The following is a 13,820-nucleotide window of genomic DNA, read 5'->3' on the forward strand; positions in this document are numbered from 1 at the left end:
GCGCAATCGAGTGCCAGCAGGCGGGCGCGCGGCTCAGGCCGCCGTTGCGATGTCACCGGTGGGAACATTGCGCGCGGCCTGTGCGGCAAGGTGGGTTTCGAAGCGCTCGAGGATGAGCGGCCACGCGAGCTGCTCGGCGACCTGCCGCGCCGCCACCCCGAACGCGCGGCGTGCGTCGGCGTCCGCCGCCAGCGCGCAGGCCGCTTCGATGAAGCCCGCGTCACCGCCCGGCGGCAGCACGCGCGCGCAGACCCCGTCGACGAGGTGTTCGCGCGCGGCGCCGAGGTCGTAGGCGACGATCGGCAGGCCGCTCGCCATCGCTTCGAGCGTGACGTTGCCGAACGTCTCGGTGACGCTCGGAAACAGGAACAGGTCGGCCGACGCGAAATGCTCGGCGAGCGCGACGCCGCGCTGCACGCCGGCGAACACCTGGTCGGCTGCGTCACGCTCGAGTTGCCGGCGCAGCGGGCCTTCGCCGACCCACACGAGCCGTGCGCCGGGATGCGCTTCGCGCAGCGCGCGAAACGCCTCGAGCACGACGGCAGGATTCTTCTCGGGCGCGAGGCGGCCGACATGGAGCACCGCCAGCTGCCCGGGGCCGAGGCCCCAGCTCGCGCGCAGCGCGGCGCTGCGGCGGCGCGGGGAAAAGAGCTCCGTGTCGACGCCGCGGCCGACGCACGCGAGATGGCGGTAGCCGCAGCTGCGCAACTCGTCGGCCAGCGCCGCGGTCGCGACGAAAGTCAGGTCGGTACGGTTGTGAAAGCTGCGCAGCGTCGCGTCGATCGCGTGGGCGAGATGCCCGAGGCGGTAATAGCCGCTGTATTTCTGAAAATGCGTGCGGTAGTCGCTCGTCACCGGAATGCCGAGCTGACGCGCCGCGAACAGCGCCGACCAGCCGAGCGGGCCTTCGGTGACGACATGCACAACATCCGGCCGGGTCTGCCGCCAGTGGCGCAGCAGGCGCAGCGGCGCCGGCAAGCCCAGTTGCAGGCCCGGATAGCGCGGCAGCGGCAGGCCTCGCACGCACAGCGTATCGGCCGGCATCGTCGCCGTCGCCGGCGTCATGCCGACGCGATCGGTCCTCTGCCGCGGCCGCACCAGTCCGACGCGATGGCCGCCATCGAGCAGGTGACGCAACGCCCGTTCGACGGTCAACGCGACGCCGTTGAGCTCCGGCGGATAGGTTTCGGTGACCAGCGCGATCGACAGTGCTGTTTTCATTCGTGTCCTCCTCGACTGCGGCGCGGCGTTCCGCCGTCGTCCGGCGGGAAAGCGTGAGCAGGTGAGCAAGCCTCGTGCCCGGCCCCCGTAGCCCGCCTCCGGGCACGCTGTTCGCATGGAGCGTCGCGAGGGCCCCGGAACAAAGATGACGAACCTGGCGAAGTCGTCCAGCCATGCAGACGATCGCCGTCCTTCCCCCGGGACGCCGATCGCCGCCGGACTTGCTGGAAGTCGGAAGTCGTGCTCGTTGCCGGGCGCCCTCGCTGCGCGTTTCATCCTCACAATTGACAGGAGTCTTACATGCCCAGCCAGCCCGACCCGCAGACCTCCCCCGCCCCGGCGATGCTGTCCGACGTGAAGACGCTGCGCGAACGCGCGCGACGGCACATCGAGGAAGGCGCGCTGACCGAAAACTACGCTGGCGACCGGGACACGATCCTGCGGCTGCTCAACGAAGCGCTCGCGACCGAGATCGTGTGCGCGCTGCGTTACAAACGTCATTACTACACAGCCAAGGGGCTGACTTCGGCAGGCGTCGCCGACGAGTTTCTCGAGCACGCGCACGAGGAAGAGGAACATGCGGACCGTATAGCCGAGCGGATTACCCAGCTCGGGGGGGAACCGGACTTCTCCCCCGATACGCTCACTGCCCGCAGCCACGCCGAATACATCGAAGGCGCGTCGCTGATCGACATGATCAAGGAAGACCTGGTCGCCGAGCGGATCGCGATCGACAGCTATCGCGAAGCGGTGCAGTACATCGGGGCGACTGACCCGACGACAAGGCGCCTGCTCGAGGACATCCTCGCCGTCGAGGAAGAACACGCCGACGACATGCAGTCGCTGATCGAGCAGATCGGCGCGCGTGCTGGCTGACGGAGGGCATCTTGCAGCCGGTGGATGCGCCGCCGTTGAACGAAAGCCGGAAACACCGGGATCCCGGGGACAGCCTGTTCCAGCCCGGCGTCAATTGCTTCACCGTCGCGCGGGCAGCCCGGGTCGGGCTGCTCGTCGATGGCGAGGCGTACTTCAAGGCCTTCGTCGCCGCTGCCGAGCGCGCCACGCGTTCGATCCTGATCCTGGCCTGGGACTTCAACAGCAACACCCGCCTGCACTTCGCCGCCGAGACCCGCGACGGCCCTCCGGCTCGCCTCGGCGACTTCCTGAACTGGCTCACGCGGCGCCGGCGCGACCTGCACGTTCACATCCTCGACTGGGATTACCCGCTGGTGTTCGGCGTCGACCGCGAGTTGCCGCCGACTTATGGCTTCGGCTGGCGCGCGCATCGGCGCGTGCATCTGGCCTACGACAACACGCATCCGGTCAGCGGCTCGCACCACCAGAAAATCGTCGTCATCGACGATGCGCTGGCTTTCATCGGCGGCTTCGACCTGACCGAACGACGCTGGGACACTCCCGCCCACAGTCCTGCCGAACCGCACCGCGTGTGCGGCGAAGTACGCTACCCACCGTTCCACGACCTGATGATGGCCGTCGAGGGCCCGGCGGCGCTCGCGCTTGCCGGTATCGCCCGGGCACGCTGGCTCGGCGCGACCGGCCACGCGCTGCCGCCCCCGGCGCCGGCGCCGTCGCGCTGGCCGGCGTCGCTCGACGTCGACTTCACCGACATCGATGTCGCGCTCGCGCGCACCTTGCCCGAAACCGCGCTGCAGGTAGGCGTGCATGAAGTCGAAGCGTTGTATCTCGACATGATCGCCGCCGCCCGCGGACTGATCTACATCGAGAACCAGTACTTCACCGCGTACCGCATCGGCGAGGCGCTCGCCGCGCGACTCGCCGAACCGGACGGACCGGAGATCGTCGTCGTCGTGCGCCTGTTCAGCCACGGCTGGCTCGAGGAACACACGATGCACGTGTTGCGCACGCGCCTCATCCAGCGCCTGCGCGCTGCCGACCACTACGGGCGGTTCCACATCCTCTATCCGCACGTCGACGGCCTCGACGAAAACATCTGCATCGATCTTCATTCGAAGCTGATGATCGTCGACGACGAGATCCTGCGCATCGGCTCGGCAAACCTGTGCAACCGCTCGATGGGCATGGACACCGAATGCGACGCGGCGCTTGAAGCGCGCGGCGACCCGCAGGTGGCCGCGACGATCCACGCGTTTCGCAACGAGCTGCTCGCCGAACACCTCGACGTTGCGCCGCAGCAGGTCGAGGACGCGTTCCGCGAGCAGGGAAGCCTGCGCGGTGCGATCGACGCCCTCGCGGGACGCGCCCGCACGCTCAAGCCGATCGAACGCCTGCCGGAGTGGCCCGAGACCGTCATCGGGCTGGCGAGCGTCGGAGATCCGGCGGCGCCGGTTTCGCTCGAGCGCCTGGTCGAGGAGTTCAGCCCGGAAGTCGCGGGCGAGGAAGAGGTCACGCCGCGCAACCGGCGCAACTTCATCAAGCGCGTTGCGCTGAAAGTGGGGCTGTTTTTCGCCGTGGTCGCGGCCCTCACCGCGATGTGGCACTACACTCCGCTCGCCGCGTGGGTCGACGCCTCGCGCATCACCGCCTGGGCGGAGGAATTCGCCGGCCGCCCGTGGGCGCCGCTGGTGATCCTCGTCGCCTACACGCCGGCGTGCATCGTGATGTTCCCGCGACCGCTGATCACGCTCGCGGCAGTGGTCGCGTTCGGTCCATTCCTCGGCTTCGCGTATGCGCTGTCGGGCATCCTGATCGCGGCGCTGCTGACCTACGTCGCGGGCATGTACCTGCCGCGCCACACCGTGCACAGCTTCGCCGGTCGCCCGCTGCGGCGCGTCACCGAGACGCTGCGCCGCCGCAGCCTGCTGGCGGTGACCGCGTTGCGGCTCGTGCCGCTGGCGCCTTTCGCAGTCGAAGGCCTGGTCGCTGCGGCGATCGGCATCCGGCTGTGGCACTTCATGCTCGGCACGCTGATCGGCATGCTGCCCGGCACGCTGGCGACGACGATCTTCGGCGACCAGCTCGAAGCCGCGCTGAACGATCCGGCGCAGATCAACTACACCGTGCTCGCCGCCGCCGTCGTCGGCGTGAGCCTGCTGACGCTGGCGGTCCGCCGCTGGCTCGTGAGCCAGCACAGGGAGACCGTACCGCATGGCGACACAGGCAACCGGGCTCGCTAGCTGGCGCAATCTCGACGAGGCGCTCGGCAGCGATTGTCTGCGGATCTCGACGTACAACATCCACCGCTGCATCGGCAGCGACCGGCGCGAGGACGCGTCACGCGTCGCACGCGTCATCGGCGAGCTGAACTGCGACACCATCGGCCTGCAGGAAGTCGATAACCGGCCGGACGGCGGCCACGATTCGATGCAGCTCGACTTTCTCGCGCACGCCGCGTCGATGACGGCGATCGCGGGCCACACGATCGTGCGGCACGAAGGCGAATTCGGCAACGCGCTGTTGACGCGGCGGCCGGTACTGGGCGTGCGCCAGCACGATCTGAGCTTCAACCGGCGCGAGCCGCGTGGCGCGCTCGAAGTCGACCTCGACGTCGAAGGCGAAATCGTGCGCGTCATCGTCACGCATCTCGGCCTGCGCCCTGCGGAACGTCGCTTCCAGGTGCAGAAGATGCTGAAGCTGCTGCACCATCTGCCGATGGACCAGATCGTCGTCGTGCTCGGCGACATCAACGAATGGCTGCCGCTCGGCCGTCCATTGCGCTGGCTGCACGGCATCCTCGGCCACGCGCCGGCGGAGCGTTCGTTTCCAGTGTGGCTGCCGATGTTCGCGCTCGATCGCGTGTGGGTGCGGCCCCGCCACAACCTGCTGGCGTTCGAGACGCACCGTTCGCCCACTTCGCGCAAGGCCTCCGACCACCTTCCGGTGAAGGCGATCATCGCCACCGGCAGGCGCCCGGTGATCCCGCACGTGCGCGTGCGCGATGCGGCAAGCGCGACGCCGGCATGAACTTGAACGCGAACCCCGTGCGCCGTCAGGAACGTCAGGAGGAACCCGACATGCCCAAAAATCGACAGGTGGAGTTGCCCGGTACACTGAAGCGCTCGCCGCCGAAAGCGCAGCGCACTTACGCGAAGACGCTCAGAAGCGCCGAAGAAGAATACGGTCCGGGCGAGCGCGCGAGCCGTACCGCGATCGCGGCGCTCAAGCACAGCTTCGAAAAAGTCGGCGATCACTGGGAGGCCAAAGCGAAACCCGGCCCGTCCGACCCGCAGGCCCGCCGCAGTGCCGCCGACCGACGGGACGGCAAGCGCGCCAGTGGCGAGACGTTCGGCGGCGTGGACGTCCTCGGACATACGCGCCAGGAGCTCTATGAGCGGGCCGCGGCGCTCGGCATCCGCGGGCGCTCGCGCATGACCAAGGAAGAGCTGGCGCGCGCAATCGCTTCGCGGCAGGACTGAGGAAACGCCTGCCCTTTCGTCGCGCGCTACCGCTGCGCGCGACGAGCCCTTTCGGGCGCAGGGCGCGCGAGTAGGATTTTCCGCGAGCTGTATCTTTTTCACGAAAGCTCGCGTGCCGAGCCACGGCGCAAATTTCCTCGATCATCCCCGATCCCTGGCGCAGCGCCGGATCGGGACACATTTCCCGCTACTCCCCAAAACGGGCCCTGATGTTGCTATGCAACAGCAACCTTCGACAGCGAGGGTTGACCAGTAGCGAAATGGCCGGACAACGGCCATTTCGCATCTTTCAACACTGCACAGGAGTATTCAGATGGCCCAGCAACGGCAAACGAATGAAGACCCTCGTCGACAAACGGCGGAACGCCCAAGTCAGCAGAATGAAGACGTACGCCAGCAGAGGAACGAAGAGATGAACGCTGAATCCTCTCGCCAGCAAGGACGGCAGGAGAGCTTTGGCGGGCGCGGGCGGGAATCGGTGGACATGGCAGCGACGACGCTGCGTGGGTTCGGCCAGCTGTATGACATGGAGGCGGCCAGCGCTCGCATCTTCATGCGCGCGCAGGCTCGCGCCTTGTCGGCGATGGGTTTTCCCGACTATTCCCATTTCTTCGAGCTGGCTGACGAGCGGGCGAAGCGCCTGTTTTCGACCACGACCGACACGCTGCTGCAATCGAATCGCCACGCGAACCGCACCGCCGGAGAAATCCAGCGCCATCGCGGACGGCTGTGGGAACAGCAGACGATGGATCTGACGGAAGCCTGGCAGACCGGCCTGCAGGAATTGCAGCATCAGGCGACCGAAAGTCTCGATGACCTTAAGGAGCTGGTACGCCAGCAGGCGGACGAGCTCGCGATGGCGACGGATTCGTTGAGCGAGTCGACGCGCGAAACTTTGCGCGAAGGCGGTGAACAGTTCCGCGCAACGGTACGCGAAGGTTTCGAACGCAGCCGGGAACTCACCAGCCGTCACGCTGAAACGATGCGGCGTCAGGGAGAGGAACTGGCAGAAGAGACGCGGGAAGCAGGCGAGGAAGCGCGAACCGAAATGTCCCGCGCCGGCGAGGAGGCGACACGCTCCGAGCGTGGTTCACGTTCCCACAAGGCCGCTTGATCGGCCTCGGCAGCACGCTCCCGGGTAGGGCCGGGAGCGTCTGAAAAGGAACAGCGCGGGGTCAATTCCCGCGCTTTCGCAGCCGCCGCTGTTCGAACACCGTCAACGGCACAACCACTGCCGGACTGGCGTTGCAGCTGCGCCGGGGAGACACTTCCGCCCGGCTTCCGGTCAGACCCAGGGTCGCAAGTTCCCACCACAACGCCATCGAAACGAAAGGAGCCTCCCAAACCGAGGGCCCCAAGTCGAGCGTGTCCTCGGCTTTGCGCGACAGCCAATAGCCGCCCGAGTGAAAAATCATCGTCAGGTCTTCGCTCGGTACACCGGCGTCCGTCATCCTCGCCATGGTCGGCTGCAGTTCTTCAAGGCGGGAAATAAGGCAATAAATTGAACAATGCATAATGGTCCTCGGCGTTTACCTACACCACGACCTGCGTCGACACGACGACCGGTGAATTGACCTTCGTGAGCGCACTGACAGCAAACGCGCTGATTCATTGTGCGGCCGGCTCGGGAGTGCCGGCTCATACTCAGTTCCAGCAGGATTCGAGCCAGCTTCTCTCATCTACTTCAGACCGAAGACCCAACTTGGGGCCAGAGTACCGTTACCATTTTTTTGTCACAAGACATGAAAACCAGTATTTCCGCGTGATTTCGCAACTTTTTGCGTCGCGCCACCATGTTTCCCGAACTTGTCTCCGCACCGTTCGCGCGGCCCGATTCCCCGGCCTCGACCGGCAGGAACACGCCTTGCCCAAGGGACGGAATTACAATCATTTCCCCCTAAGGTACAGCGATGACGGGACTGGCAGCCCACTTTCCGCACGCCTCGCGTCTTCTCGGCCCCGCCCTGTCGAACGCGTCGCCAGCATCCGCGACGACGTCGACCGCCGCGTCGGCCGACGCGATTCGGACCTCTGCGGCCGGCGCCGTGCCGCGCCCGTCCCCGCTGACGTATTTCCTCGGCACGTCAGGACAGGACTTTCTGCCCGAGGATGACGAAAGGCGCGACAAACCGACGTCGAATCCGGCCTGGCCCGGCGCCTGCGCCGACTCCACGTCACACCGCATCGTCATCGTCGGGGCGGCGCCGGCGGGCTGGAACTGGCGGCGCGTTTGGGCGACGGCGTCGGCCGGCGCGGTCAAGCCGAAGTCGTCCTGGTCGATCCGATGCCTGCCCATTTTTGGAAGCCGCTGCTGCACGAAGTCGCAGCCGGCACGCGCAGCCCGCACGAACAGGCGCTCGACTACCTGCAGCAGGCGCGACAGCACCATTTCCGCTTTCATCCCGGGCGAATCGAAGGGCTCGTGCGCCACCGGCGCGAGATCTGGCTCGCGCCGCTAATCGACGCGGAAGGGGCCGAGATGGCGGCGCGCCGGCAGCTCAGGTACGACACGCTGGTGATCGCGATCGGCGCCACCGACGACGACTTCAACACTCGGGGAGTGCGGCGCCACGCAATTTCGCTCAACAGCGTGGCGGACGCGGAACGTTTTCGCAGCCGGCTGCTGTCGTTATGCGCCGGCGCCGCCCAGCGCGCGCCGCAGCCGGTACAGCTGGTGATTGTCGGCGGCGGCGCAACCGGCGTCGAGCTTGCCGACGAATTGACTGGCGCGGTCGAGGAGATCGCCTCGTGCGGGTACTTGCTGCGCCGGGCCGGCGAACCGGTGACGATCCGCATGCTCGAAGCGTCGGGCCGGCTGCTCGCACCGCTTCCCGCCGACGCTGCGCAGCGCATCTATCGCGAACTGGTGCGGCGCGGCATCGATGTACGGTTGAACTGCCGCGTTGCCGAAGTGCGACCCGACAGCGTGCTGCTGGCCAACGGAGAGATCGTCGCTGCGGACCTGGTCGTTTGGACGGCCGGCCTGCGCGGGCCGGAAGTGCTCGCGTCGCTCGGCGCGCTCGACACCAACGAGCGGCAGCAGTTGCTGGTCCGCACGACGCTGCAGACTTTCCGCGACGACAACGTTTTCGCGATCGGCGACTGCGCGAGCTGCGTCTCGTCCGAAGGGGAGACGCTCGCGCCTCCACTCGCGCGCGCCGCGCAACAGCAGGCGAAGCTGCTGGCCCGCTCGCTCGAGCGCCGCCTCGCCGGCAAATCGCTGATTCCGTTTCGCTACCGCGAACAGGGCGCGCTGTCCTCGGCGCGCACCGACGGGCGCGGGGGCGATGCGGGCGAAAATCGAAGCTGGGTCGGCGGCCTGTTCGCACGCCTCAGCTACTGGATGCTGTACCGCCGCCACCTGGCAGTCCTGCTCGGCAGCATGCGCACGCTGCTGCTCACGCTCGGCGAGTGGCTGCCGCGACGCGCGCGCCCGCGCATGAAACTCCACTGAGCGCGCCCGACCCCACGCGAAGCTCAGAACACGAGCACGCCGAGCAGCACGCCGAACACCAGGACGATGAGAAAGATCGCCAGCGCAATGTAGAACAGCACTCGCGCGATACCCGCCGCCCCTGCCGCGACACCCGTGAAGCCGAGCAGGCCGGCGATGACGGAGATGACGAAGAAGATGATCGCCCACTTGATCATTTTGTTTACTCCTCGTGGCGGATCGGGAGCGATCCGGAAATCGCGGCACTGGCGACCCTGTTTTCGTTTTTCGATCGGGAGAACCGGGAGGAATTACCCGCCGACGGGAAGTTTTTCCGCCTTTCGCCCGCACCGGCGACACGACTGGCGTCCCGCCTGGTACCGCGACCGGCAGCAAGCGCCGTACCCATTGAAGTGCTTCCCCGGTAGGCATGGAGCTTGCATCAGAGCTGGTACGACGAGTTCTAGCGGAGACGACGTCATGCTAGGGGAAATCATAACGACATTTGCCGGGCCGGTCTTGTCATGGGCATGGCGCTCGTGGGCGAAACGCTCCACCAGCCAACGCCGTTGTCTTCGGCGCAGGGACCGCACCACGCCTGGATGAGCGTCGCGAAATCGAAACACGCAGCGCTGATTCCCGCTGCGGGTGCCGAATCGCCTTCGGCCCCCGAGCGCCACGAGAACGCGACCGCCTCCGCAGCGCCGGCCGGGTTGGTGGCAGGGCTGATCATCAGCGCTGACATGTTTGTCGGAAATGCTGACAGCGATCGGCATACGCTCACGGTCCGCCCTCCGGACAGCACGCGCGAGTTCAAGGCCCGGGTCGTCGGCATGCCCGAGGAAGGTCCCGACGCGCGCGGCGAGCGGGGGCCGGTCGCCCCCGGCGCGGCCACTCCTCTTGCAGTGCCGCCCGCGGTTGTGCCTGTAGCGGGGGACTGGAGACCTTCGGCGAAGATTCGGGCCTGAGGAGGCCAGCGCTTGAAATCGGGGCAAACTCCCCCCGCCCGTCGTCTCGCCCGTGCAGCCGCCCGGCCGACCGAAGCTGGGCTGCCGACGCCGCCTCGCCCGACGCGCGACGCCGATGCCCGACGTGCCGACCGCTCGATCGTCATCGTCTCGATGGTTCTGCTGCTGGTCGTTTTCGGCCTGCTGGTGTGGACCATCGCCGACGTGTTGCTGCTGGTGTTCGCCGGCATCCTGGTCGGCGTGTTCCTGCGCGGACTCAGCGACGGCGCGAGTGCCCTCACCGGCCTGTCCGGAAAAGTGTCGTTCGGTATCGTGCTCGCGACGCTCGCGGGGGTGCTGGTCGTCGGCGGCGCTCTGCTCGGCAACGAGATGGCGACGCAGCTCGATCAGCTCGGGCCCAGTCTGCACCTGGCATGGGAGAAGCTGCTGAACGGCGTCTACCGCTACGAGTGGGGGCGGATCCTCTTTTCGGAGCGCAATCTAAGCGCGATGCTCCCCGAGGACGGCACGTGGTTGACTCGCCTCGGCGACGTCTTCTCGATGACGGTCGGAGCCATCGCCGGCTTTCTGATCGCCGTGTTCATCGGTCTCTATGGCGCCGCGACGCCGGCAGTGTACCGTCACGGCCTGCTGCTGCTGGTCCCCGTTAACGCTCGCACGCGCGCGCGTGAAGTGCTCGACTCGGTGACGACGACGATGCGCTGGTGGCTGATCGGCACGTTCGCGCGCATGGCGGTTGTCGGCCTGAGCGTCACCGTCGGCCTGTGGCTGCTCGATATCCAGCTCGCGCTCGCGCTCGGGCTGATCGCCTTCGTGCTCGATTTCGTTCCGTACATTGGCCCGATCCTTGCAGCGCTGCCGGCGCTGCTCGTCGCGCTCGCGGGAGGGCCGAGCGACGCGCTCTACGTGCTGCTGCTCTTCCTCGCCGTGCAGGGCGCCGAAAACTACATCGTCACGCCGCTGATCGACCAGTACAGCGTGCATTTGCCGCCCGCGCTGACGATCAGCGCGCAGGTGCTCCTCGGCGCGTTGCTCGGCCCGCTGGGCGTGGTGTTCGCGACGCCGCTGACGGCGATCGCGCTGGTGCTCGTGCGCATGCTGTACGTCGAGGAGGACCTGGAATCCGAGGTGCAGGAGCCGACGCCTGTCCCGCTGCCGCCGCATGAAACCGGCCCTCCGCGGAGCTGAGCGTCGTGCCGAAGCAGGGTGACGGGAGATCCGGTCTCCAGCTACAGGAAGCCGGTTAGAGGAGATACTCCCAGCGCCGCGCGAGCCATTCGAGCAGCCGGGCACGCAGGCCGCGATCGTTCCACTGCGCAAGCCTCACTTCGTGCGAGGCGGACTGGTCGAGGCCGAAAAGCTGTTCCATTTCTTCCGCGAACGCGCCGTCGAGCACCAGCACGTCGGCTTCGAAGTTGTGCACGAAGCTGCGCCAGTCGAGATTCGTCGAGCCGACGCTCGACCACACTCCGTCGATCACCGCAGTCTTCGCATGCAGCAGCGCGTCGCGCCGTTCGAAGATGCGCACCCCGGCGCTCAGCAAATCCTCGTAATGCGAACGACCGGCGTGGAACGGCGCCCAGAAGTCGCTGAAACCGGGCAGCACGAGGCGCACGTCGACCCCACGCTGCGACGCGTCGCGCAGCGCCTGCAGCGTGCGTTCGTCCGGCACGAAATATCCGTACGTGAGCCACGCCCGCTGACGCGCGTGTTCGAGCGCGGACATCAGCGCGACGTACAGCTCGCTGCGTTCCGAGACCGGGTCGCCGGCGACCAGGCGCATCGCCATGCTGCCGGCGGGGGCGACCCGAGCGGCCTGCCGCACTGCCAGAGCCGGACAGCGCTGCTCGCGCCACGCGTCGTTGAACAGTTCTTCGAACTGCGTCACGACCGGCCCTCGCACCATCACGTGCGTGTCGCGCCATCCCTCGTCGCGAGTCGGCACACGGCGCTTGCTGCCGAACGAGCCGGCGCGATACACGCCGCTGATATTGATGCCGCCGGTAAAGGCGAGTTGCCCGTCGATGACCAACAGCTTGCGGTGATCGCGGTTATTGAGGCTCAGCCGCGGATCGCCTGCGAGTTTGAGCGGATTGACCGGATTGAATTCGCACACTGCGATGCCCGCTGCGGCAAGGTCTTCGAAATAACGGGGAGGCGTGTCGAGCGAGCCGACACTGTCGTACAAGACGCGAACTTCGACACCCTGCTGACGTTTCGCCGCGAGCAGGCGCGCGAGGCGAGCACCCTGCTCGCCCGACTCGAGGATGTAGGTTTCGAGATGGACGTAGCGCCGCGCTTTGTCGATCGCGCCGAACATCGCCCGATACGTCGCCGGGCCGTCGACCAGGAGGTGTGCATCGTTGCCGAGGACCAGCGGCGCCAGGAGGACGTCCTCGACATGCGCCAGATGATGTACGAGCAGTTCCTTGCCGACCCCGTCGGCTTCGAGCTGTTGTGCAACTTTGGGCGAGAACTGGGTGCGCAGTGCGCCATCGGCGTGCTGGACGCGGACTTCGACGGATGTCGGTGAAGGGCGCGCCGGCAGGGCTGCCGTGTCGACGGCGGGGCCCATGGCGCACCCCGCAAGCACGAAGGGGACGAACAGCGGCCACGACGTGCCGCCGAACAATCCGCGCCGACGGCCAAAGGAAGCGTCTGCGCAGCGGCGCTCAGGACGCCGGTTTGACCCTGATGTCATTGCGGACGGACTTGACGCCGGGCACTTTGCGCGCGATCTCGACCGCGCGATCCGCGTCTCCGGGCTGCGCGACGAAGCCGCTCAGCTGTACCACTCCCCGGGAGGTCTCGACGTTCACCTCGCGCGCCTTGACCTGCGGATCATCGATCAGCGCAGCTTTCACCCGTGTCGTGATCGTCGCGTCGTCAATGTATTCGCCCGTCGAAGTGCTCGACCGGTTTCCCGCGCACGCACTGACGACGGGCAGGGCAAGCGCCGCGAGCGCGGCAGTCAGCATTGTTCTTCTGCTTGTCATTTTCTGTAGTCCTCCGTTCTGGGAAATCACCGGCATCGCCTGGAACGCGACGCCTTTCACGCTTACCCGGCGCCGAACAGCGCCGCGTTTGCCTCGCCGAAACACGCGGCAACGGCAACTGGTGCCGGCCGCCGTCCTTTCGCACTTGCACCGGACAGGAGCCGAAATCGGGATCAGGACGACGGCGGCGCCGCCAGCGCATTGACCACTTCCTGCACGCCTTCAACTTTGCGGGCGACCGCGTCGGCACGCGTGATCTGATCAGCAGGAATGTTGCCGCTCAGCGTCACGACGCCATTTTCAGAGCTGACACTGATCGAGCCGGCGTCCAGGCCCTCTTCGGCGAGCAGCGCTGTTTTGACCTTCGTAGTGAGGACGGCATCGTCGACGGCCTGACCGGCGCGGTTGCCGTCCGGCTCTACTTTTTCCGTCGTCGTGTCCGCAGTGGTACCGGGCACGGAGCGAGTCGTCGTGTCCGGCTCGTCCGGACGATCGTTGCATCCTGCGAGGGCCGCAAGGCTCACGCAGGCAACGAGAATCGAGAATCGACGCTTCATGAGCAGAACTCCTTTCGATGTCCGCGCTCTGCGCACCCCACCGCAACGGCGCTGCGGTGAGCGCAGGCGCGACGTTCTATTTCTGCATGATCCCGAGGATCAGGGAAATCACTGCGATCACGAGGAAGATGTAGAAAAGGATCTTCGCGATGCCGACCGCACCGCTCGCGATTCCGCCAAACCCGAACAGGGCGGCGACGATCGCGATCACGAGGAATATCGCTGCGTAATACAACATGGGACACCTCCATTCACGGACAGGGGGAATTTCCCGCTGACGACAGCATGGA

Annotated in this window: 16 protein-coding genes; 8 read left to right on the plus strand and 8 right to left on the minus strand. The window is 66.8% G+C overall.

What is annotated here, in order from left to right; translation table 11 throughout:
- Positions 1 to 33: 33 nt before the first annotated feature.
- The gene (locus PA01_01520) at positions 34 to 1,221 is read right to left on the minus strand and encodes a glycosyltransferase family 1 protein (protein ID KON80500.1); all 1,188 of its coding nucleotides are present in this window, start codon (positions 1,219 to 1,221) and stop codon (positions 34 to 36) included.
- Between the two features lie 300 nt (positions 1,222 to 1,521).
- Between PA01_01520 and PA01_01525 the strand changes: the two genes are divergently transcribed.
- From PA01_01525 to PA01_01545, 5 genes are all read left to right on the plus strand, one after another.
- Positions 1,522 to 2,097, plus strand: a complete 576-nt coding sequence (locus PA01_01525) for a bacterioferritin (GenBank protein ID KON80501.1) — start codon at positions 1,522 to 1,524, stop codon at positions 2,095 to 2,097.
- Between the two features lie 35 nt (positions 2,098 to 2,132).
- Complete coding sequence (locus PA01_01530; GenBank protein ID KON82229.1) at positions 2,133 to 4,337, plus strand: VTT domain-containing protein; 2,205 nt, start codon at positions 2,133 to 2,135, stop codon at positions 4,335 to 4,337.
- Positions 4,309 to 5,124: an endonuclease/exonuclease/phosphatase family protein gene (locus PA01_01535; protein KON80502.1), complete on the plus strand. Its 816-nt coding sequence runs from the start codon at positions 4,309 to 4,311 to the stop codon at positions 5,122 to 5,124. The genes PA01_01530 and PA01_01535 overlap by 29 nt, the downstream gene beginning before the upstream one ends.
- Positions 5,125 to 5,174: 50 nt before the next feature.
- Positions 5,175 to 5,576, plus strand: a complete 402-nt coding sequence (locus PA01_01540; GenBank protein ID KON80503.1) for a ChaB family protein — start codon at positions 5,175 to 5,177, stop codon at positions 5,574 to 5,576.
- 313 nt (positions 5,577 to 5,889) lie between these two features.
- Positions 5,890 to 6,690, plus strand: coding sequence for an apolipoprotein A1/A4/E family protein (locus tag PA01_01545; GenBank protein ID KON80504.1), 801 nt, complete (start codon positions 5,890 to 5,892; stop codon positions 6,688 to 6,690).
- Between the two features lie 61 nt (positions 6,691 to 6,751).
- Here the strand turns inward: PA01_01545 and PA01_01550 are convergent, their stop codons facing one another.
- Together PA01_01550 and PA01_01555 are read right to left on the minus strand one after the other, a co-directional pair.
- Positions 6,752 to 7,090 carry a hypothetical protein gene (locus tag PA01_01550; protein ID KON80505.2) on the minus strand — a complete coding sequence of 113 codons (339 nt, stop codon included), beginning with the start codon at positions 7,088 to 7,090 and terminating at the stop codon, positions 6,752 to 6,754.
- A 383-nt stretch (positions 7,091 to 7,473) separates the two neighbouring features.
- Positions 7,474 to 7,872, minus strand: coding sequence for a hypothetical protein (locus PA01_01555; protein KON80506.2), 399 nt, complete (start codon positions 7,870 to 7,872; stop codon positions 7,474 to 7,476).
- Between PA01_01555 and PA01_01560 the strand changes: the two genes are divergently transcribed.
- Positions 7,807 to 9,030: an FAD-dependent oxidoreductase gene (locus PA01_01560; protein ID KON80507.2), complete on the plus strand. Its 1,224-nt coding sequence runs from the start codon at positions 7,807 to 7,809 to the stop codon at positions 9,028 to 9,030. The two genes, PA01_01555 and PA01_01560, sit on opposite strands and share 66 nt — an antisense overlap.
- Positions 9,031 to 9,053: 23 nt before the next feature.
- Here the strand turns inward: PA01_01560 and PA01_01565 are convergent, their stop codons facing one another.
- On the minus strand, positions 9,054 to 9,227 hold the full coding sequence (locus PA01_01565) for a DUF1328 domain-containing protein (GenBank protein ID KON80508.1): 174 nt from the start codon (positions 9,225 to 9,227) through the stop codon (positions 9,054 to 9,056).
- A gap of 306 nt (positions 9,228 to 9,533) precedes the next feature.
- On the opposite strand from PA01_01565, the gene PA01_01570 reads away from it, so the two are divergent.
- Both PA01_01570 and PA01_01575 read left to right on the plus strand, forming a co-directional pair.
- Positions 9,534 to 9,977 carry a hypothetical protein gene (locus tag PA01_01570; GenBank protein KON80509.1) on the plus strand — a complete coding sequence of 148 codons (444 nt, stop codon included), beginning with the start codon at positions 9,534 to 9,536 and terminating at the stop codon, positions 9,975 to 9,977.
- A gap of 12 nt (positions 9,978 to 9,989) precedes the next feature.
- A complete protein-coding gene (locus tag PA01_01575; GenBank protein ID KON82230.2) occupies positions 9,990 to 11,165 on the plus strand; it encodes an AI-2E family transporter in 1,176 nt (391 codons plus the stop codon).
- A gap of 55 nt (positions 11,166 to 11,220) precedes the next feature.
- On the opposite strand, the gene PA01_01580 is transcribed toward PA01_01575, so the two are convergent.
- The 4 genes from PA01_01580 to PA01_01595 form a co-directional block, all read right to left on the minus strand.
- Entirely contained in the window at positions 11,221 to 12,552 is a 1,332-nt protein-coding gene (locus PA01_01580; GenBank protein KON80510.2) for a phospholipase D-like domain-containing protein, read from the minus strand.
- A gap of 97 nt (positions 12,553 to 12,649) precedes the next feature.
- Positions 12,650 to 12,955, minus strand: a complete 306-nt coding sequence (locus tag PA01_01585) for a BON domain-containing protein (protein ID KON82231.2) — start codon at positions 12,953 to 12,955, stop codon at positions 12,650 to 12,652.
- A gap of 191 nt (positions 12,956 to 13,146) precedes the next feature.
- Complete coding sequence (locus tag PA01_01590; protein ID KON80511.1) at positions 13,147 to 13,530, minus strand: BON domain-containing protein; 384 nt, start codon at positions 13,528 to 13,530, stop codon at positions 13,147 to 13,149.
- 76 nt (positions 13,531 to 13,606) lie between these two features.
- The gene (locus tag PA01_01595; protein ID KON80512.1) at positions 13,607 to 13,768 is read right to left on the minus strand and encodes a DUF1328 domain-containing protein; all 162 of its coding nucleotides are present in this window, start codon (positions 13,766 to 13,768) and stop codon (positions 13,607 to 13,609) included.
- Between the last annotated feature and the right edge of the window lie 52 nt (positions 13,769 to 13,820).

The organism is Azoarcus sp. PA01, from assembly GCA_001274695.2.
Classification (GTDB): Bacteria; Pseudomonadota; Gammaproteobacteria; order Burkholderiales; family Rhodocyclaceae; genus Aromatoleum.

Coding starts and splice junctions, on each gene's coding strand:
- PA01_01520 (KON80500.1), bottom strand. CDS start 1,221: ATGAAAACAGCACTGTCGATCGCGCTGGTCACCGAAACCTATCCGCCG.
- PA01_01525 (KON80501.1), top strand. CDS start 1,522: ATGCCCAGCCAGCCCGACCCGCAGACCTCCCCCGCCCCGGCGATGCTG.
- PA01_01535 (KON80502.1), top strand. CDS start 4,309: ATGGCGACACAGGCAACCGGGCTCGCTAGCTGGCGCAATCTCGACGAG.
- PA01_01540 (KON80503.1), top strand. CDS start 5,175: ATGCCCAAAAATCGACAGGTGGAGTTGCCCGGTACACTGAAGCGCTCG.
- PA01_01545 (KON80504.1), top strand. CDS start 5,890: ATGGCCCAGCAACGGCAAACGAATGAAGACCCTCGTCGACAAACGGCG.
- PA01_01550 (KON80505.2), bottom strand. CDS start 7,090: ATGCATTGTTCAATTTATTGCCTTATTTCCCGCCTTGAAGAACTGCAG.
- PA01_01555 (KON80506.2), bottom strand. CDS start 7,872: ATGGGCAGGCATCGGATCGACCAGGACGACTTCGGCTTGACCGCGCCG.
- PA01_01565 (KON80508.1), bottom strand. CDS start 9,227: ATGATCAAGTGGGCGATCATCTTCTTCGTCATCTCCGTCATCGCCGGC.
- PA01_01570 (KON80509.1), top strand. CDS start 9,534: ATGGGCATGGCGCTCGTGGGCGAAACGCTCCACCAGCCAACGCCGTTG.
- PA01_01580 (KON80510.2), bottom strand. CDS start 12,552: ATGGGCCCCGCCGTCGACACGGCAGCCCTGCCGGCGCGCCCTTCACCG.
- PA01_01585 (KON82231.2), bottom strand. CDS start 12,955: ATGCTGACTGCCGCGCTCGCGGCGCTTGCCCTGCCCGTCGTCAGTGCG.
- PA01_01590 (KON80511.1), bottom strand. CDS start 13,530: ATGAAGCGTCGATTCTCGATTCTCGTTGCCTGCGTGAGCCTTGCGGCC.
- PA01_01595 (KON80512.1), bottom strand. CDS start 13,768: ATGTTGTATTACGCAGCGATATTCCTCGTGATCGCGATCGTCGCCGCC.